The organism is Pseudomonas sp. FG47 (assembly GCF_057809115.1).
In genome coordinates, this window is the sequence record NZ_JBMDJI010000014.1 from 93612 (window position 1) to 113353 (window position 19742).

Consider the following 19742-nt stretch of genomic DNA (forward strand, 5'->3'; position numbering starts at 1 on the left):
TCAGTCCCAGGCTTGCTCGTCGTCGCGCTTGCGCTTGGCGCCACTGCGCTTGCGTTTGCGTGGTCCGGCAGTAGTGCTGGCGCCATCGTCGCGGCTGCCCAGCTCGCGGATCATGTCGCGGCGCTGGCTGTCGTTGGCATCCTGGTAGTCGGTCCACCATTGGCCCAGGCCGTCGGTTTGCTCGCCGGCGCTTTCACGCAGCAACAGGAAATCGTAGCCGGCGCGGAAGCGCGGGTTGTCCAGCATCACGTCGGCGCGCTTGCCGCTGCGCCGTGGCAGGCGCTCCTGCATGTCCCAGATCTCGCGGATCGGCAGGGTGAAGCGCTTGGGGATGGCGATGCGTTGGCACTGTTCGGCGATCAGGTCGTGAGCCGCGCCGTTCATGGCCGGGATCGGCGGTACGCCCTGGCTCTGCAGGTGCAGCACGCGGCCAGGCAGGGCGGGCCACAGCAAGGCGGCGAACAGGAAGGCCGGGGTCACCGGCTTGCCCTGCTTGACGCGCAGGTCGGTGTTGCTCAGGGCCTGGCTGATCAGGGTATGGGTGTAGGTCGGGCGCTCTTCCAGGGCGTGGCTGCTGGCCGGGAACAGCGGCTCGAACAGTTCCAGGTCGACCAGCATCTCGAAGGTGATCGCGCCCTGGCCGTTGAGGAACAGCTTCAGGCTCTCTTCGAACAGCCGCGCCGGCGGGATGTCGCGCAGCATCGGCGCCAGCTGGCGGATCGGCTGCACGGTGTGCTTCTCGATGCCGAAGTCCAGCTTGGCGGCGAAGCGCACGGCCCGCAGCATGCGCACCGGGTCTTCCTGGTAGCGCTGGGTCGGGTCGCCGATCAGTCGCAACAAGCGGTTGCGGATGTCGTGGACACCGTTGGCGTAGTCGAGAATGCGCTCGCTGACCGGGTCGTAGTACAGGGCGTTGATGGTGAAGTCGCGGCGTTGCGCGTCTTCTTCCAGGGTGCCGTAGACGTTATCGCGCAGGATCCGACCGCTGGCATTGTGCGACGAGCGGTGGCTGTCGGCCTGGTCTTCATCGGAGTGCGGGGCACGGAAGGTGGCGACCTCGATGATCTCGCGACCGAAATGAATATGGACCAGCTTGAAGCGCCGGCCAATGATTCGGGCGTTGCGGAACTCCGCGCGGACCTGTTCGGGCGTGGCGCTGGTGGCGACGTCGAAGTCCTTGGGGGTGATGCCTAGCAACAGGTCGCGCACGCAGCCGCCGACCAGGTAGGCCTGGTAACCGGCCGACTGTAGGCGCTCGACGATGCCCACGGCATGACGGCTGAACTGGCTGCGTTGCAGCGAGTGCTGGCTCTTGTTGATCACTTCAGGCGTGGTGCGCCTGTGGTGCTGGCCACGAACGGGCGGGCGGAACGACTGGAACAGCTTCTTCAGCATGGGATGCACTGTTTGAAGGAATGTTCGGCCAAGGATAGGAGAATGGCCGCATGATGGGCGGGGATTCTAGCATTTACTCGGGGAATGGTGTAGGCGCTATGCCAAGAGGCGATGCAGAAGGGAGAAACGACATGGGGAGCCTAAGCTCCCCATCAAGTCGTTGCGTGCTCTTATTATTTTTTTGTCGGGCTTCTTGTTTTTGTTGAGTGCCCTGTCCACGACGCCTGAAGCGTATGGACGACCCCCAAACCAGGGGTGAAGAGCAAACGGATTGCTTTGGTCGCCGAGTTGATGCTGACCTTGCGGTCCAATCAGTTCAGGTGCTGCTTTTAAGTGCAGTTTTTGTTGTTCTCTGCCTGATCGTGGGGCAAACCCCAAACACAACGCCTCTCCAAAAGAATCAGTTAGCTGCGCCTCCGCCGTCTTGTTTTTATTGTGCGTGAGCCGTTTCGTCTTGTTCTTATTCTGAGTTGCAGTGCTTGTTATTGTTCTTGTACCAGAGATATAGCAGATGCCGTGCCAACTTTTGAAAACCCAATGAAACCGGGGCTTTCGCCGATTCTGGCTGGGTTGGGGCGCGGGCAAATGTAGAAATTTCGTTACCGTACGCCTCGGGAACTGTTACGTCTGACAGCTTGGGTAACAGATTTGCGCAAAGGCTGATGTGTTACCGCACAAACGCAGCGCGGGCGACGCGTCGACCCGAGCAGCCCGCTCCCACGTCACCCTTGCCGAGTACGTGGGAGCGGGCATGTCGGGTCGCCGCATCGCCCGCGATGCATTACGCAGAATCAGTTGTCGCTGGTGGCGTTGCTCTTGCGCCGCGGGATGCCCAGGCGCTGGCGGCGCTCCCACAGGCACTTGCGGCTGACCCCCAGCTTGCGCGCCAGCTCAGTCTCGGTCATGTGGTCCTGGTGTTCGAGCACGAAGTGCTGGAAGTAGTCTTCCAGCGACAGGTCCTCGGTCGGTTCGTGGCTGGCGCTGCTGGCACCGTTGCCCACCAGCGCCGGCAAGCTGTCGAGCACGTCGTCGTCCAGGTCGCTCAGCTCGATGTCGATGCCCAGCAGGTCGGCGGAAATTTCCGCGCTCTCGCTGAGAATCACCGCGCGCTCCACGGCGTTTTCCAGCTCGCGCACGTTGCCCGGCCAGCTGTAGTGGCGGATGGCTTGCTCGGCCTCGCTGGAGAAGTGCAGGTCGTCGCGGCCGACCCGCGCGCTCTGGCGCGCGAGGAAGGCGTTGGCAATTTCGTTGACGTCGCTGCCGCGCTCGCGCAGGGCTGGCAGCTTCAGGGCGATCACGTGCAGGCGGTAGTAGAGGTCTTCACGGAACTGTCCGGCCTTGGCTAGGTTCTTCAGGTCGCGGTGGGTCGCGGCGATCAGGCGCACATCGACCTTTTGCGACTGTACCGAGCCGACCCGGCGGATCTCGCCTTCCTGCAGTACGCGCAGCAGGCGGGCCTGGGCTTCCAACGGTAGTTCGCCGATTTCGTCGAGGAACAGCGTACCGCCATCGGCGGCTTCTACCAGGCCGGCACGCCCGGCGCTGGCGCCGGTGAATGCGCCTTTTTCGTGGCCGAACAGTTCGGACTCGATCAGGGTCTCCGGGATCGCCGCGCAGTTCACCGAGATCATCGGCGCCTTGGCCCGGCGCGACAGGTTGTGCAGGGCGCGGGCGACCAGTTCCTTGCCGGTGCCCGACTCGCCCTGGATCAGCACATTGGAGTCGGTGGGCGCGACCTTGCGGATCTTCACGAACAGGTCCTGCATTGGCGCGCAGGAGCCGATGATGCCGATTTCGCCGTTGGCCGCGGCCGGTTTGTCGGCGCCAGCCTTGCCATTGGTGGTTCGCGCTTCGCTGGCGGGCGCCGCGGCCGGTGCGTTCTGGCGATCGCGCAGGATGCGCGCGACGGCCTGGAGCATCTCGTCGTGGTCGAACGGCTTGGCGATGTAGTCCACCGCGCCCATTTTCATCGAGTCCACCGCCGAGCGCAGGCTGGCGTAGCTGGTCATGATCAGCACCGGGGTGCCCTGGCCGAGCTTGATCAGCTCGGTGCCCGGGGCGCCTGGCAGGCGCAGGTCACTGACGATCAGGTCGAAGGTGGCAATGCTGAAGCGTTCCTGGGCTTCCTGCACCGAGCCGGCTTCGCTGACCTGGTACTGGTTGCGTTCGAGCAGGCGGCGCAGGGCCGAACGGATGATGGTTTCGTCTTCGACGATCAGAATGTGCGGCATTGATTCAATTCTCTCGACGGTCGCGAATTTCAGGGGACGTCGCTACGACATGCCGGGGCAGGGTCACGCGGATCCGGGTACCACGTTGGCGCTCGATGTCGGCCGGGCTGTCGATGGTGATTTGCCCATAATGCTCTTCCACGATGGAATAGACCAGAGCGAGCCCCAGTCCGGTGCCTTCGCCCGGGTCCTTGGTGGTGAAGAAGGGTTCGAACAGGCGGTCCATGATGCTTTTCGGAATGCCGCTGCCTTCGTCCTCGACGATCAGGTCCACGGTATGCTCGCTGCTTTCGCTGCGCACGCGCACGGCGCTGCCGGGTGGCGAGGCGTCGCGGGCATTGGAAAGCAGGTTGATCAGCACCTGGGCCAGACGCTGCGGGTCGCCCTCGACCCAGTGTTGCGGGTCGCAGAGGTTGAAGAACTGTACTTCGAAATTGCGCCGGTTCAACGCCAGCAGACCAATGGCATCCTGCGCCACCTCGGCCAGGCACACCGGTTCCTCGCTGTTCTGCTGGCTGCCGCCGGCGTGGGCGAAGCTCATCAGCGACTGGACGATGCGCGACACGCGCTTGGTCTGTTCGAGGATCTGGCTGGACAGCTCGATCAGCTCGCCATCGCCCTCGCGTTCTTCGCGCAGGTTCTGCGCCAGGCAGGCGATGCCGGTGATCGGGTTGCCGATCTCGTGGGCCACGCCGGCGGCCAGGCGGCCGATGCTGGCCAGCCGTTCGGAGTGCACCAGTTTGTCTTCCAGGGCCTGGGTTTCGGTCAGGTCCTCGACCAGCAGCACCAGGCCGCTGTTGCCCGGGGCCAGCGGCTCGTCGATGGCCGCCTTGTGCAGGTTGAGCCAGCGAGGTTGGCCGTCGAGGGCCAGGCGTTGCTTGTGCAGGTGTTCGTCGGGCAGGTTGATGAAGCCCTGCAGCAGACCGCGCCACGGTTCGGCAATGGTCACCAGGCGCGAGCCGACCACATGCTTGGCGGCGATCCCGGTGAGCTCCTCCATGGCCTTGTTCCACATCAGGATTTCCTGGTCCTTGGCCAGCGAGCAGACACCCATGGGTAGCTCTTGCAGGGTCTGGCGGTGGTAGCGGCGCAGGGCGTCGAGCTCGGCGGCAAGGCCGGTGAGGCGCGAGTGATAGTCCTCGAGGCGGCTTTCGATGAAGTGGATGTCCTCGGTGACGTAGTTTTCGTTACCGGACTTGTACGGCAGGAAGGTCTCGACCATGTCCTGGGCCACGCTTGGGCCCATCAGGCCGGAGAGGTTGGCCTCGATGCGGTCGCGCAGACGGCGCAGGGCGTAGGGGCGGCGCTCATCGAAGGGCAGGTAGAGGTCGCGCAGGGCCTGTTCGACTTCCTTCTGCGCGGCCTTGGCGCCCAGTGGCTTGGCCAGCTGGGTGGCGAACTCCTGGGGCGAGGCGGCGTGCAGTTCGCGGCGTTGCGGCCGGCGCACGTTGTCCACCGCGCACGCCTCGGCGGCGCTGACCTCTTCGCTGCTGGCGTTGGTGAACAGCGAGATCAAGGTGAACAGCAACACGTTGGCCGCCAGCGAGGCGATGGCCGCCATGTGCCAGCTGGTGTCGTCCAGCACATAGATCATGTCCAGCAACGGGATGTAGAAGCCCTGCAGGTTGCCCAGCAGCGGCAGCAGCATGGTCACCATCCACACCAGGGTGCCTGCCAGCAGGCCGGCGATGAAACCGCGACGGTTGGCGGTCGGCCAGTACAGCACCGACAGCACGCCGGGCAGGAACTGCAAGGTGGCGACGAAGGCGACGATGCCCAGGTTGGCCAGGCTCTGGTGGTTGTTCTGGGTCAGGTAGAAGATGAAACCGGCGGTGATGATGGCGACGATCAGCGCTCGACGGGTCCATTTCAGCCAGCGGTAGATATTGCCCTCGGCCGGCGGCTGGTACAGCGGCAGCACCAGGTGGTTCAAGGCCATGCCCGACAGCGCCAGGGTGGTGACGATGATCAGCCCGCTGGCCGCCGACAGCCCGCCGATGTAGGCCAGCAAGGCCAGTGCCTCATTGTTGGCGGCAATGCCCAGGCCCAGGGTGAAGTACTCGGGGTTGGTGCTGGCGCCCAGGCGCAGTCCGGCCCACAGCACCAGTGGCACCGCCAGGCTCATCAGCAGCAGGAACAGCGGCAGGCCCCAGCTGGCGCTGACCAGCGAGCGCGGGCTGAGGTTTTCGGTGAACGCCATGTGGTACATGTGCGGCATCACGATCGCCGAGGCGAAGAACACCAGCAGCAGGGTGCGCCATGGGCCTTCCTGCAAGGGTGTATGCAAGGCGGCGAGGGCCGTCTGGTTCTGCAGCAGCCATACTTCCAGGCCGTGGGGGCCGCCGAACACGCCATACAACGCGTACAGGCCGATACCGCCCAGGGCCACCAGCTTGATCACCGATTCGAAGGCGATGGCGAACACCAGCCCTTCATGTTTCTCGCGGGTGGCGATATGGCGCGAGCCGAAGAAGATGGTGAACAGGATGATCAGCGCGCAGAAGGCGAACGCCACCCGCGCCTTGACCGGCTCGCCGGTGAGGATGCTGATGGAGTCGGCCACCGCCTGGATTTGCAAGGCCAGCAACGGCAGCACGCCGATCAGCATGATCACCGTGGTCAGCGCGCCGGCCCAGGTGCTGCGAAAACGAAACGCCAGCAGGTCGGCCAGTGACGACAGCTGGTAGGTGCGGGTGATCTTGAGGATCGGGTAGAGCAGCACCGGCGCCAGCAGGAACGCGCCCGACACCCCCAGGTAACAGGCGAGAAAGCCGTAGCCGTACTGGTAGGCCAGGCCCACCGAGCCGTAGAACGCCCAGGCACTGGCATAGACGCCCAGCGACAGGGTGTAGGTCAGGGGGTGGCGGATGACCGCGCGCGGGATCAGCCCGCGTTCGCTGATCCAGGCCACGCCGAACAGCACCAGCAGGTAGGCGGCGCTGATCAGGATCATCTGGGTCAGGCTAAAGCTCATCGGCATCTCGTTGGCTCTGCAGGATGAAGGTGACGACGATCAGGATCAGCCAGAGCAGGTAAGGGCGATACCAGGCTCCGGTCGGTTCGATCCACCAGTCCATGATGGCCGGGGAGAACAGGTAGATCCCCACGACCAGAAGCAGGACCAAACGATAGATGTACATGCTGGCCTCGAGGGTTGGGCGCTGCGGGTTTGGACTTATTATTGGCGCAAATGATGGCGGCGATGCTAGCGGGAATCGGTAGGGTTAGCCAAGGATTTGAATTTGTTGGGCTTTTGATTGCGTTGAAACACTAGGCTTGCTGTTTTGCGCGGCCCCTGTAGGAGCGGCCTTGTGTCGCGATGGGGCGCGTAGCGGCCCCAGGTTTTCAGTGTTGCCTCAGATATTGCCGGGGCTGCTTTGCAGCCCATCGCGACACAAGGCCGCTCCTACAGGGACCGCGTTGGCCGGTCGGACCAGGACATTAATGCAGTTCAGCCTCGGGCACTGTCATTTGCCGGGCAATATTCTCCGGCCGCCACTGCTGCCTGGCCACGGCAAGCACCTCGGCCGGGCTGGCGCCCGCCAGCGCCGGATCGGTCTGCTGGCCAAGCGCGCGCAGCGCCCGCAACAGCAACGGCGTTGCCTGGTCAGCATCCAGAGGCGGCGAGCGATACGACTTGCCCAGCTTGTGCCCGTCGGGCTGCACGATCAATGGAATATGCAGGTAGCGCGGCTGCGAAAAGCCTAGCAACTCCTGCAGGTACAGCTGGCGCGGGGTGTTGTCGAGCAGGTCGGCGCCGCGCACGATGTCGCTGACGCCCTGCCAGGCATCGTCCAGCACCACCGCCAACTGGTAGGCATAGAGCCCGTCGCGGCGCTGGATGACGAAGTCGCCCACCTCGCGGCCCAAGTGCTGTTCGAACGGGCCTTGGACGCGGTCGTTGAAGCGGTAGATCAGTTCCGGCACCCGCAGGCGAATCGCCGCGCCTTCGCGGGCGTGGCCGGCATCGCGGCAAAAGCCTGGGTAGATGCCGTTGTGGCCCTCGAGTTGCTTGCGCGAACAGGTGCAGGCATAGGCCAGGCCCATGCTGAACAAGCGGTCCACGACAGCGGCGTAGGCCTCGTGGCGCTGGCTCTGGAACACTACCTCAGCGTCCCACTCCAGGCCGTAGCGCTCCAAGGTCTGCAGGATCGCGTCACGGGCGCCGGGCATTTCCCGGGGTGGATCGGTATCTTCCATGCGCAGCAGCCAGCGGCCACCGACCGCGCGGGCGTCGAGCCAGGAGGCGAGGGCGGCGACCAGCGAGCCGAAGTGCAGGAAACCACTGGGGGTGGGGGCGAAGCGGCCGATGTAGCGGGAGTCGGTCATGGATTGCGCAGCTATATAAATGAAAACGGGGCGCATGATGCGCCCCGCTCGGGTGGGAAAAGGCTCAGCCTTTGCCGACGGTCTTTTCCTTCTTCTCCGCGATTTCCTTGCAGTCGAAGCACAGGTCGGCGGTAGGACGGGCCTCGAGGCGGCGCAGGCCGATCTCGATGCCACAGGAGTCGCACCAGCCGTATTCGTCGTCCTTGATCTTGTCGAGGGTCTTGTCGATCTTCTTGATCAGCTTGCGCTCGCGATCGCGGTTGCGCAGCTCCAGGGCGAATTCTTCTTCCTGGCTGGCACGGTCGGCCGGGTCGGGGAAGTTGGCTGCTTCGTCCTTCATGTGGTCCACGGTGCGATCGACACTGACCATCAGCTCGCCTTTCCAGGCATTAAGGAGCTTGGTGAAGTGTTTTTTCATGGGCTCGCCCATGTACTCCTCACCCTTGGTCTCTACGTAAGGCTCGACACCGTACATGGTCTGGACTTTTTGCTTTTCTACGGTGGACATGAATAGACCGCCTCTCACTCATCTGATCCAATGCGCAGGCTTGCTTCCATCTCCGGCGCCCGCCGGCCCTGCGACTGCGAGCCGCCGAACTTACCAGATAGATCCGGGGTGCGCTACCCCGCCCTATGCCTGCTATTGACAGCGGCGCGGGCGGCACGTTCGCAGGCCCGCGCAGGTAGAATCACCAGTTTAGACCTAATTGAGAGAAGGCCCATGGCTCAGCCACACAGTGCGCGCAGTCGCGCCATCGAACCCTTCCACGTGATGGCCCTGTTGGCGCGCGCCAACGAGCTGCAGGCAGCGGGCCACGACGTGATCCACCTGGAGATCGGCGAGCCCGACTTCACCACCGCCGCGCCGATCGTCGCCGCCGGCCAGGCCGCCCTGGCCGCCGGGCACACCCGTTACACGGCTGCCCGCGGCTTGCCGCAGCTGCGTGAGGCAATCGCCGGGTTCTACGGCCAACGCTACGGCGTGGACCTCGACCCGGAGCGCGTGCTCATCACCCCGGGCGGTTCCGGCGCGCTGCTGCTGGCCAGCAGCCTGTTGGTCGACCCGGGCAAGCACTGGCTGCTGGCCGACCCGGGCTATCCGTGCAACCGCCACTTCCTGCGCCTGGTCGAAGGTGGCGCGCAACTGGTGCCGGTGGGGCCGGAGGTCAATTACCAGCTGACCGCCGACCTGGTCGAGCGTCACTGGGACAAGGACACGGTCGGTGCCCTGGTGGCCTCGCCAGCCAACCCAACGGGCACGGTGCTCGAGCGCGACGAGCTGGCCAGCCTTTCCAAGGCTACCCGCGAGCGCCATGGGCATCTGGTGGTGGACGAGATCTACCACGGCCTCACCTACGGCATGGAGGCGCCGAGCGTGCTGGAAGTCGACGATGAGGCCTTCGTCCTGAACAGTTTTTCCAAATATTTCGGCATGACCGGCTGGCGGCTGGGCTGGCTGGTAGCGCCGCCATCGGCGGTAGCGGACCTGGAAAAGCTGGCGCAGAACCTCTACATCAGTGCTCCGAGCATGGCCCAGCATGCCGCGCTGGCCTGTTTCGAGGCGCAAACCCTGGCCATCCTCGAGGAACGCCGCGCCGAGTTCGCCCGCCGCCGCGACTACCTGTTGCCGGCATTGCGTGAGTTGGGCTTCGGTATCGCCGTGGAGCCGCAAGGCGCCTTCTATCTGTATGCCGATATCAGCGCGTTCGGCGGCGATGCCTTCGCGTTCTGCCGGCACTTCCTCGAAACCGAGCACCTGGCATTCACCCCGGGGCTGGACTTCGGTCGTCACCAGGCCGGCCACCATGTGCGTTTTGCCTACACCCAGAGCCTGCCGCGCCTGGAAGAGGCGGTACAGCGCATCGCCCGTGGCTTGAAAAGCTGGCAGGGCTGACGGATGTTGTTTCCGCAACTGGAACAGGCGCGCCTGCTGCGCCGCTATAAACGCTTCCTGGCCGACATCGAACTGGCAACTGGCGAGCAGTTGACCATTCACTGCCCCAACACCGGCTCCATGCTCAATTGCATGCGCGAGGGCGGGCAGGTGTGGTTCAGCCGCTCCAACGACCCCAAGCGCAAGCTGCCCGGTACCTGGGAAATCAGCGAGACGCCCCAGGGCCGGCTGGCCTGCGTCAATACCGGGCGGGCCAATGCGGTGGTGGAGGAAGCGCTGCGGGCCGGGGTGATCAGCGAGCTGGCCGGGTTCACCACGCTCAAGCGTGAAGTGGCATATGGCGAGGAACGTAGCCGTATCGACTTCTACCTGGAGTTCGCCAATGGCGACAAAGCCTACGTCGAGGTCAAGAGCGTGACCCTCGGTTATCCCGATACCCCTGTGGCGGCGTTCCCCGACGCCGTTACCCAGCGGGGGGCCAAACACCTGCGCGAGCTGGCCGCCCTGGCACGCCAGGGCATCCGTGCGGTGCAGCTGTATTGCGTGAACCTGACTGGCATCGAGGCCGTGCGCCCGGCCCAGGAGATCGACGCCGCCTACGCCCAGGCACTGCGCGCCGCGGTGGCGGGAGGGGTCGAGGTACTGGCCTACGGCACGCGCCTGGATGCCCGGCAACTGGTCATCGACCGGCCGCTGCCGGTACTGCTCAATCCGTGAACCAGATGCCCTGGCTGTCTTCCCGGCAGTCCAGGGCCTCCAGCCATTCGCCCGCGCAGGGGCCAGTGATGCATTCGCCGCTTTCTACCAGGAACTGGGCCCCGTGATGGGCGCACTGGATCAGGCTCGCGCTGTCATCGAGAAAGCCGTCCGCCGCCCAGTTCAGCGGGATGCCCCGGTGCGGGCAGCGGTTGCGGTAGAGGTGGACCGTGCCCTGGCGGCGCACGCCGAACAGCGCTATGCCGGCTACGCTGAAGGCGCGGCTGTTGCCCTCGGCGAGGTCGTTGGAGGCGCAGAGAAAATGCATCGCAGCGGAGTCTTCCGGTTAAGCCGTGTGACAAAGGGATGGCTTGACGCTTCAATGCGAATAATTATCAAATTGCCCGCATTCGTCGCGCCAGGCTGTCTATGGTGCGCACTTGTGCCGCCCGCCACAAGGTGTGCTGCCCGCCCTCTGCAAAGGAATCCGATGATGCGCCGTCCCGCTGCCTTGATTGCTCTGTGCGCCGGTCTTGCCCTGTCTACCCACACCATGGCCGCCGAGCTGCCACAGCGCTGGGTAAGCGCCGGCGGTGCCTTGAGCGAGTGGATCAGCGCCCTGGGTGGCGAGCAGCGCTTGGTCGGTGTCGACACCACCAGCCAGCACCCCGAGTCACTCAAGGCGCTGCCCAGCATCGGCTACCAGCGCCAGTTGTCGGCCGAAGGCATCCTCAGCCTGCGTCCTGACGTGCTGGTAGGCACCGAGGAAATGGGGCCACCGCCGGTGCTGGCGCAGATCCGCAAGGCCGGCGTGCGCGTCGAGCTATTCTCCAGCAAGGCCGAGCTGCGGGCGGTGGAGGAAAACCTCAAGCACCTCGGCGCACTGCTGGGCAATGAAAAGCAGGCGAGCGAACTGGCCGGCGACTATCGCCAGCAACTGGAGCAGGTGCACAAGCAGGTCGAGCAAGCCCAGGCCGGGCAGCAGACGCCGGGCGTGCTGCTGCTGGTCGGGCATGCCGGCGCCAAGCCGATGATCGCCGGGCAGGGCACCGCCGGTGACTGGCTGCTGCGCCAGGCCGGTGGTCGCAACCTGGCCGAGCACCAAGGCTACAAGAGTTTCTCGGTGGAGGCCCTGGCCGCGCTGAACCCCGATGTGCTGGTGTTCTCTGACCGCGCCCTCAGCGGCGAGCAGGCGTTGTCGGCGCTGCTCAAGGAAAACCCGGCCCTGGCGGCCTCGCGGGCGGTGCGTGAACAGCGCCTGGTGTCGCTCGATCCGACGCTGTTGGTCGGTGGCCTGGGCCCGCGTCTGCCTGCCACCTTGCATGAGCTGGCAGGCAGCTTCTATCCCGCCGCCAAGGCCAGCCTCAATCCATGATGCCGCGGGTTCGTCCACGTACGTTGTTCATTACCCTGGCCTTGCTGTGCCTGTTGGCGGTGTGGCTGTCGCTGGCGCTGGGGCCGGTCAGCCTGCCGCTGTTCGATACCCTGCGCGCAGGCTTGCGGCTGTTCGGCCTGCCGCTGGCAGGGGATGGCCTGGAACAGGCCGAACTGATCCTGGGGCAGATTCGCCTGCCGCGCACCTTGCTGGGCTTGGCGGTGGGCGCTGTACTGGCGCTGTCGGGCGTGGCGATGCAGGGGTTGTTCCGCAACCCGCTGGCCGACCCGGGGCTGGTGGGGGTGGCCAGTGGCGCGGCGCTGGGTGCGGCGGTGGCGATCGTCGGTGGCAGTTGGCTGGGGGGGATCCCCGAGTGGTTCGCGCCTTACTTGCTGTCGCTGTGTGCCTTTGTCGGCGGCCTCGGGGTGACGGCGATGGTCTACCGCCTGGGGCGGCGCGACGGACAGACCAACGTGGCGACCATGCTGCTGGCCGGTATTGCGATGACCGCGCTGGGGGGCTCGGCGGTGGGGCTGTTCACCTACCTCGCCGACGACGCCACCCTGCGCACCCTGACATTCTGGAACCTGGGCAGCCTCAACGGTGCCAGCTACGAGCGGCTGTGGCCATTGCTGCTGGTGGCGACGGCGGTAGCGCTGTGGTTGCCGCGGCGGGCCCAGGCGCTCAACGCGTTGCTGCTGGGTGAGTCGGAGGCGCGTCACTTGGGCATCGAAGTGGAGGCGCTCAAGCGCGAACTGGTGTTCTGCACCGCCCTGGGTGTCGGCGCGGCGGTGGCCGCAGCCGGGTTGATCGGCTTCATCGGCCTGGTGGTGCCGCACCTGGTGCGGCTGGTGGCCGGGCCTGACCACCGGGTGCTGCTGCCCGCGTCGTTGCTGGCCGGCGGCACGCTGCTGCTGTTCGCCGACCTGATCGCGCGCCTGGCGCTGGCCCCGGCAGAGCTGCCGATCGGCATCGTCACGGCCTTCATCGGGGCGCCGTTCTTCCTGTTCCTGCTGGTGAAGGTGCGCAACTGATGCTCGATGTTCAAGGCCTGTCTCTGACCCGTGGCGGCAACCAGGTGCTGAGCGATATCACCCTGACGTTGCAGCCAGGGCAGATTCTCGGGGTACTGGGGCCCAATGGCGCCGGCAAGAGCAGCCTGTTGGGCGCGCTGTGCGGTGAGCTGACACCTGGCGCCGGGCATGTTCACCTCGATGGGCGCGCGCTGAGTGACTGGGCCGGGCAGGCGCGGGCCAGGCGCCTGGCGGTGTTGCCGCAAGCCTCCAGCCTGGGTTTTGCCTTCAGCGTCGAGGAGGTCGTCGGCCTGGGGCGTCTACCCCATGCCAGTGGCCGCCAGCGCGACCGCGAGATCGTCGCCGCGGCGTTGGCGGCGGCGGACGCGCAGCACCTGGTCGCGCGCAGCTACCTGGCGTTGTCCGGTGGCGAGCGCCAGCGCGTGCACCTGGCCCGGGTGCTGGCGCAGTTGTGGCCGGGCGAGGCCGGCACCACGTTGCTGCTCGACGAGCCGACCTCGGCGCTCGACCCGCTGCATCAGCACACCACCTTGCAGGCCGTACGGGATTTCGCCGATCGTGGCGCGGCGGTGCTGGTGATCCTGCATGACCTCAACCTGGCGGCACGCTACTGTGACCAGATCCTGTTACTGAAGCAGGGCCGCTGCCATGCGCTGGATACCCCCGAACAGGTGTTGACCCCGGTGGCGCTGCGCGCCGTGTTCGGTATCGATGTGCTGGTGCAAGCGCACCCGGAGCGCGGCCATCCGTTGATCATCACTCGCTAGGAGCCCGAGCCATGCGCCATCCCCTGTTGTCCGGCCTGCCGATCTGCCTGGCGCTGGTCTTGGCGGGCTGCCAGGCCAGCCTGCCTCCGCTGCCGGCCTGGCAGAGCAGCGAAGGGCATGACAGCACGCAGTTGGGGCAGATCCGCGAGTTGTCCACAGGCAGGCTCCTGAACCCTGAGCAACTGGTCGAACGCCTGGCCGACGCACCCCGGGTACTGGTGGGCGAGAAGCACGACAACCCTGATCACCATGCCTTGCAACTCTGGTTGTTGCAGGCACTGGACAGCCGCAGGCCCCAGGGCAGCCTGCTGCTGGAAATGCTTGAGCCCGGCCAGCAAGCAAGGGTCGACGCGCAAAAGGGCAAGCTCCCGGCGGACCTGCCCAAGGCGCTTGACTGGCAGGCGGGCTGGGGCTGGAACCTGTATGGGCCGATCGTGCGCGAAGCCCTGGCGCGACCCTACCCACTGCTGGCTGCCAACTTGACCCCCGTGGAAATCAAGCAAGCCTACCGTCAACCCTCGACACCGCCAGGCCCGCGGTCCAATGCGCCTGCCGTGGTACAGGGGCTGCGCGAATACGTGCGCGCAGGCCACTGTGACCTGCTGCCAGCAAGCCAGCTACCCGCGATGCTCAGTGTTCAGCAGCAGCGTGACCGGCGCATGGCCGAGCGTCTACTCGACGCGCCGCAACCGGCCATGCTGTTCGCCGGCAGCTTCCATGCGCGCAAGGACCTTGGCGTGCCCCTGCACCTGATCGATCTCGGCGCCCCGGGTGAAAGCCAGGTGTTGCTGCTGGCGGAGGTTGGGGAGGTGATCGAGCCGGCCATGGCCGACTACGTCTGGTTTACCGCGGCGCTCCCGGCACAGGACTACTGCGCTCAACTGCGCAAGGCTCCTTGAAATACAGGCAAAAAAAGACCCGGCAAAGTGCCGGGTCAATAACCGTGATTAGCCTGATGAGGAGATAATCTGAGCGTCCGAACCAGGGAGCATTCAGTTTATCCAACCAGTCTCGCGACCAGTTGTGATAATCATAACGATTCTCATTTCGGAGTCAATGCCTTTTGCCAATTTATTTTTCACTCTTCTGTGGCTGGCACTTGGCATCGAGCTGTTGGTTGAGCGCCTGCTTGCGTTCGGCCGGCAGGTCGTTCCAGTGCATGTCCAGCAGGGCGCCCTCGATGGCATACAACAACACCTTCGAAGCCCGGAAACCCCGCGTTCTTACCGCCTGGTAGGCACTCACCGCGCCGAGCCGGCGCAAGTCCGATGCACTGTGGATCCCGACAGCGTGCAGCCATTGCGCGGAGGTCTTGCCAAGGTTTTTCAGATGCTGCAATTCATCGTTCATCGAGCCTCCTTGCGATGGCTGAACGGGTCTTGTGGATAAATCGCGAGCAGGTCAGTGAGGAGTGTAGCGGGGGTTGGCAATTACGCGGCCTTTTGCCATCTGCCGCCGACAGGCTGCCAGTAGCACGCATGCACCGCAGGACCGGTCTTGCTGGCGACCAACCGAGTAACGGTTCGCCAGCAAGGCCGGCTCCTACAAGAAACCTCGGGGTCAGCGGGCGGTGCGATAGCGCATGCGCGTGCCGAATTTCACCGACATCAGGATCTCGTCGGCGCTCAGTTCGGCGGGGAAGTAGGTTCCGGAAATCTGCGCATGGGCCAGGCTCGCGCCTTCCAGGCCATTCTCGCGCAGGTCCAGGCCACGCAGGTCGGCAGCGCGGAAATAGGCGTCGGTGAAGTCGATGCCTTGAACATCCAGGGCGCGCAGGTCAAGGCCGCGGAAATCGCCACCGCGAAAATCGATCGAAGGGTGCGCGGCCTTGACCCGGTTGAACTCAGCGATCTTCTCGTCGCGGACCAGGGTGAACAGTTGGTTGTCCAGCTGGCGGGGTTGGTTCATGGCGGCGCCTCCTCGGGGGTGTGATGATATTGTAATGCCATCACTGAAGAGGCGCCTGACTTCAGGCGTGAACTGTCGACTGCTTCACGCCTGGCGGGTCAAAGGCCGGGCAGGCGTTGGCGAATCTGCTCGATCACCTTGTTCATGTTGTTGGCGTCCTGGGTGTCGACGCGGGTGCTTTGCGCCAGCTCTTCGGCATCCAGCGGCTCGCGGCTGGCCTGTTGCGCCTGGATCACCTCCAAGGTGGCATCCGAAGGGTCGATGGCTTCGGCCTGGCGCTGGGCCAGCCAACTGGCGATCACCGCGTCGGGCGCCTGGCAATCGAGGATCAGCAACGGCACGCCGGTTTCGCTGGCGACCTGCGCCGCTGCCTTGCGCTGGTCTTGCTTGAGGTAGGTAGCGTCGATCACTACCGGGAAACCGGCGTGCAGGATGATCGCGGCCAGTTCATGCAGGCGCTGGTAGGTGGCAGCGCTGGCTTCTTTATCGTAGATGCCGGCCTCGAGTTGGCCTGCGTTGTCTGCCGATTGTTTGCCGAACAGGCGCTTGCGCTCGACATCCGAACGCACGCGCACCGCGCCCAGCGCCTCGACCAGGCGCATGGCCACGTGGCTCTTGCCCACTGCCGAGACGCCCTGGGTGATGGCCAGCAGGCGCGAAGGGATGGCGCTGTAGCTTTCGGCCAGGTTGGCATAGTTGCGGTAGGTGCGCAGGGTAGTGGCGCGCTGCACGCCATCGGCGTCCGGCGCCAGGCTGAACAGCGCGACCTTGGCCCGCACCAGGGCGCGATAAGCCTTGTAGAAGTTCAGCAGTTCCAGGCCTTGGTAGTCACCGGTCAGCTCCAGGTACTGGCTGATGAAACGCCGCGACAGGCACTTCAGGCCGCGGTCCTCGAGGTCCATGGCCAGGAAGCCGACATCGGCATAGACGTCGGTCAGGCGGAACGGCTCGTTGAACTCGATGCAGTCGAAGATCACCACCTTGCCATCGATCAGGGTGGCGTTACCCAGGTGGATGTCGCCGTGGCATTCGCGGATGAAACCGTTGGCCTTGCGCGCCTCGAGCAGGCCATGCAGGCGCTTGAAGCTGTCCTGGGCCCAGGCTTGCAGGTTGTCCAGTTGTTGCAGGTCGGCCTTGTCGGTGAGGAATGGGCGGATCTGCTCGAAGTTCTGCTCCACCGGTGCCATCACCGCGTCCGGGGTGCCCAGCGGGTGGTCGACCGACACTCTCGGCGCCTGCAGGTGGAACTCGGCGATCTGCTGGGCCATCTGGTCGATGTGCCCGGCGTTCAGTTCGCCGTTGGCCTGCAGGGTGCTGAGCATCTGGCCCTGGGGGAACTGGCGCATTTTCAGGGCGTACTCGATAGGCGCACCCTCGCCGTTCAGCACAGGGGCCTCGGCGCTGCCGGTAATCGGCAGCACTTCCAGGTACAAGCCTTCGGTCAGGCGTTGGTTCAGGCGCAGCTCTTCGTTACAAAAATGCCCGCGCTGGTCGAGGCCGGTGAAGTCGAGGAAGCCGAAGTTCATCGGCTTCTTGATCTTGTAGGCGTATTCGCCAGTGAGCAAAACCCAGGAGATATGCGTCTCGATGAGCTGGAAGCCCGCGACGGGGTGCGGATAGAGGGCGGGGTTCTGCAGCGCGCTGATCAGGGCTTGGCTCACGGATCATCCTTCATGGGTCAGGGAATTCGAATCGGACATTATGGTCAATGGTGCCGTCCCTGCAAACCGCCGAGGGGCGCCTGCCCCCCTTTTCCAAAGTGCGTATAATCCGCCGCCATGACACGAACCCGAAATTCCCGCACCCCCAAAAAACGCCCGTCCGGCCGCTCCCGCGCCTGGCTAGGCTGGGCGCTCAAGCTCAGCCTGGTCGGCCTGGTGGTGATCGCCGGTTTCGCGGTCTACCTCGATGCCACCGTCCAGGAAAAGTTCTCCGGCAAGCGCTGGACCATCCCGGCCAAGGTGTATGCCCGGCCGCTGGAGCTGTTCGTCGGCCAGAAACTGAGCAAGAACGACTTCCTCACCGAGCTCGATGCCTTGGGTTATCGCCGCGAAAGCGTGGCCAATGGCCCTGGCGCCGCGTCGGTCAACGGCAACAATGTCGACCTCAACACCCGCGGCTTCCAGTTCTATGAAGGGATCGAGCCGGCGCAGTTCGTACGCGTGCGTTTCTCTGGCGACTACGTTGCCGGCCTCAGCGGCGCCAATGGCGGCAAGCTCGACGTGGTGCGCCTCGAGCCGCTGATGATCGGCGGCATCTACCCGAAGAATCTTGAAGACCGCATCCTGGTCAAGATCGACCAGGTGCCGCCGTATCTGCTGGAAACCCTGATCGCCACCGAGGACCGCGACTTCTACAGCCACTTCGGCGTGTCGCCCAAGTCCATCGCCCGGGCCGTCTGGGTGAACACCTCCTCGGGGGCCATGCGCCAGGGCGGCAGTACCCTGACCCAGCAGTTGGTGAAGAACTTCTTCCTCACCAACGAGCGCAGTCTCAGTCGCAAGCTGACCGAAGCGATGATGTCGCTGCTCCTGGAAGTGCACTATGACAAGCAGGAGATCCTCGAGGCCTACCTGAACGAAGTGTTCATCGGGCAGGACGGCCAGCGCGCCGTGCACGGCTTCGGTCTGGCCAGCCAGTTCTTCTTCAGCCAGCCGCTGCAGGAGCTCAAGCTGCACCAGATCGCCCTGCTGGTGGGCATGGTCAAGGGCCCGTCATACTACAACCCACGCCGCCACCCCGAGCGCGCCTTGCAGCGGCGCAACCTGGTGCTCGACCTGCTCGCCGAGCAAGGCGTGGCCACTCAGGACGTGGTCGATGCAGCGAAGAAAATGCCCCTGGGCGTGACCAAGCGCGGCAGCCTGGCCGACAGCTCGTTCCCGGCCTTCCTCGACCTGGTCAAGCGTCAGCTGCGCCAGGACTACCGCGATGAAGACTTGACCGAAGAAGGCCTGCGCATCTTCACCAGTTTCGACCCGATCCTGCAGATGAAGGCCGAAACCGCCATGAGCGAGACCTTCAAGCGCCTGGCCGGGCGCAAGGGCGCCGACGAAGTCGAATCGGCGATGGTCGTCACCAACCCGGAAACCGGTGAGGTGCAAGCGCTGATCGGCAGCCGCCAGTCGGGCTTCGCCGGTTTCAACCGCGCCATCGATGCGGTGCGGCCGATCGGCTCGCTGGTCAAGCCGGCTGTCTACCTGACCGCGCTGGAACAGCCGAGCAAGTTCACCCTGACCACCTGGGTGCAAGACGAGCCGTTCTCGGTCAAGGGCGCCGATGGCCAGGTCTGGCGGCCACAGAACTACGACCGTCGCCCCCACGGCACCATCTACCTGTACCAGGGCCTGGCCAACTCCTACAACCTGTCCACCGCCAAGCTCGGCCTGGAAGTGGGCGTGCCGAAGGTGATCAAGACCATCGGTCGGCTGGGTGTGCAGGTCGACTGGCCGGCGTTCCCGTCGATGCTGCTGGGGGCCGGAGGCATGTCGCCGATGCAGGTCGCGACCATGTACCAGACCATCGCCAATGGCGGTTTCAATACGCCGATGCGCGGTATCCGCAGCGTGCTCACCGCCGAAGGCGAGCCGCTCAAGCGCTACCCGTTCCAGATCCAGCAGACGTTCGACCCGGGCTCCATCTACCTGGTGCAGAACGCCATGCAGCGGGTGATGCGCGAAGGCACTGGCCGCTCGGTGTACAGCCAGCTACCGAGCTCGCTGACCCTGGCCGGCAAGACCGGCACCAGCAACGACTCGCGCGACAGCTGGTTCTCTGGCTTCAGCCAGGACCTGCTGGCGGTGGTCTGGCTGGGCCGCGACGACAACGGCAAGACGCCGTTCACTGGCGCCACCGGTGCGCTGCAGGTGTGGACCAGCTTCATGAAGAAGGCCGATCCGCTGCCGCTGGACATGCCGCAGCCGGATAACGTGGTGCAGGCCTGGATCGACCCGTACAGCGGCCAAGGCTCCGACGGTAGCTGTCCGGGAGCGGTGCAGATGCCGTATATTCGCGGCAGTGAACCACCCGCTGGCGCCACCTGTGGTGGCGAGCAGAACCCGGCCGAATCGGTGATGGACTGGGTCAAGGGCTGGATGAATTGAGCGCGAGTTTTGA

At 65.0% G+C, this 19742-nt stretch carries 17 protein-coding genes; 7 read left to right on the forward strand and 10 right to left on the reverse strand.

The features are described 5' to 3' along the window. The 6 genes from ACODS5_RS13130 to dksA form a co-directional block, all read right to left on the reverse strand. Window positions 1-1395 carry a polynucleotide adenylyltransferase PcnB gene (locus ACODS5_RS13130; protein ID WP_489108878.1) on the reverse strand — a complete coding sequence of 465 codons (1395 nt, stop codon included), beginning with the start codon at window positions 1393-1395 and terminating at the stop codon, window positions 1-3. Window positions 1396-2186: 791 nt separating this feature from the next. Beyond that, window positions 2187-3626, reverse strand: a complete 1440-nt coding sequence (locus ACODS5_RS13135) for a sigma-54-dependent transcriptional regulator (protein WP_134691557.1) — start codon at window positions 3624-3626, stop codon at window positions 2187-2189. 4 nt (window positions 3627-3630) lie between these two features. Continuing rightward, window positions 3631-6606, reverse strand: coding sequence for a sensor histidine kinase (locus tag ACODS5_RS13140; protein WP_167659472.1), 2976 nt, complete (start codon window positions 6604-6606; stop codon window positions 3631-3633). Next, window positions 6590-6766, reverse strand: coding sequence for a hypothetical protein (locus ACODS5_RS13145; protein WP_003250005.1), 177 nt, complete (start codon window positions 6764-6766; stop codon window positions 6590-6592). The genes ACODS5_RS13140 and ACODS5_RS13145 overlap by 17 nt, the downstream gene beginning before the upstream one ends. A gap of 301 nt (window positions 6767-7067) precedes the next feature. After that, on the reverse strand, window positions 7068-7955 hold the full coding sequence (gene gluQRS, locus ACODS5_RS13150; protein ID WP_489108879.1) for a tRNA glutamyl-Q(34) synthetase GluQRS: 888 nt from the start codon (window positions 7953-7955) through the stop codon (window positions 7068-7070). A gap of 64 nt (window positions 7956-8019) precedes the next feature. Beyond that, on the reverse strand, window positions 8020-8463 hold the full coding sequence (dksA, locus tag ACODS5_RS13155) for an RNA polymerase-binding protein DksA (protein ID WP_186656798.1): 444 nt from the start codon (window positions 8461-8463) through the stop codon (window positions 8020-8022). A 213-nt stretch (window positions 8464-8676) separates the two neighbouring features. Here dksA and ACODS5_RS13160 point away from each other — a divergent pair, with 213 nt between their 5' ends. Further along, a complete protein-coding gene (locus ACODS5_RS13160) occupies window positions 8677-9849 on the forward strand; it encodes a pyridoxal phosphate-dependent aminotransferase (RefSeq protein ID WP_489108880.1) in 1173 nt (390 codons plus the stop codon). Between the two features lie 3 nt (window positions 9850-9852). Next, complete coding sequence (gene sfsA, locus ACODS5_RS13165; protein WP_134691552.1) at window positions 9853-10566, forward strand: DNA/RNA nuclease SfsA; 714 nt, start codon at window positions 9853-9855, stop codon at window positions 10564-10566. Here sfsA and ACODS5_RS13170 read toward each other — a convergent pair. Beyond that, window positions 10556-10873 (reverse strand): Rieske (2Fe-2S) protein, encoded by a 318-nt coding sequence (locus tag ACODS5_RS13170; protein WP_134691551.1) that lies wholly within the window; start codon window positions 10871-10873, stop codon window positions 10556-10558. The two genes, sfsA and ACODS5_RS13170, sit on opposite strands and share 11 nt — an antisense overlap. A gap of 162 nt (window positions 10874-11035) precedes the next feature. On the opposite strand from ACODS5_RS13170, the gene ACODS5_RS13175 reads away from it, so the two are divergent. From ACODS5_RS13175 to ACODS5_RS13190, 4 genes are read left to right on the forward strand one after another with little or no spacing between them, the layout of a single operon-like run. After that, window positions 11036-11920, forward strand: a complete 885-nt coding sequence (locus tag ACODS5_RS13175; protein ID WP_489108881.1) for a heme/hemin ABC transporter substrate-binding protein — start codon at window positions 11036-11038, stop codon at window positions 11918-11920. Between the two features lie 50 nt (window positions 11921-11970). Then, a complete protein-coding gene (locus tag ACODS5_RS13180) occupies window positions 11971-12954 on the forward strand; it encodes a FecCD family ABC transporter permease (RefSeq protein ID WP_489108892.1) in 984 nt (327 codons plus the stop codon). Next, the gene (locus ACODS5_RS13185) at window positions 12954-13721 is read left to right on the forward strand and encodes a heme ABC transporter ATP-binding protein (RefSeq protein ID WP_489108882.1); all 768 of its coding nucleotides are present in this window, start codon (window positions 12954-12956) and stop codon (window positions 13719-13721) included. The genes ACODS5_RS13180 and ACODS5_RS13185 overlap by 1 nt, the downstream gene beginning before the upstream one ends. Before the next feature lie 11 nt (window positions 13722-13732). Next, window positions 13733-14620 (forward strand): ChaN family lipoprotein, encoded by an 888-nt coding sequence (locus ACODS5_RS13190; RefSeq protein ID WP_489108883.1) that lies wholly within the window; start codon window positions 13733-13735, stop codon window positions 14618-14620. Between the two features lie 172 nt (window positions 14621-14792). Here ACODS5_RS13190 and ACODS5_RS13195 read toward each other — a convergent pair whose 3' ends face one another. The 3 genes from ACODS5_RS13195 to ACODS5_RS13205 form a co-directional block, all read right to left on the reverse strand. Continuing rightward, window positions 14793-15071, reverse strand: coding sequence for a TfoX/Sxy family protein (locus ACODS5_RS13195; protein ID WP_134691546.1), 279 nt, complete (start codon window positions 15069-15071; stop codon window positions 14793-14795). A gap of 210 nt (window positions 15072-15281) precedes the next feature. Beyond that, window positions 15282-15629: a pentapeptide repeat-containing protein gene (locus ACODS5_RS13200; RefSeq protein WP_134691545.1), complete on the reverse strand. Its 348-nt coding sequence runs from the start codon at window positions 15627-15629 to the stop codon at window positions 15282-15284. A gap of 98 nt (window positions 15630-15727) precedes the next feature. Further along, window positions 15728-17290, reverse strand: coding sequence for a bifunctional aminoglycoside phosphotransferase/ATP-binding protein (locus ACODS5_RS13205; protein ID WP_489108884.1), 1563 nt, complete (start codon window positions 17288-17290; stop codon window positions 15728-15730). Window positions 17291-17407: 117 nt separating this feature from the next. Here ACODS5_RS13205 and mrcB point away from each other — a divergent pair, with 117 nt between their 5' ends. Then, window positions 17408-19729, forward strand: a complete 2322-nt coding sequence (mrcB, locus tag ACODS5_RS13210; RefSeq protein WP_489108885.1) for a penicillin-binding protein 1B — start codon at window positions 17408-17410, stop codon at window positions 19727-19729. Window positions 19730-19742: the final 13 nt, after the last annotated feature.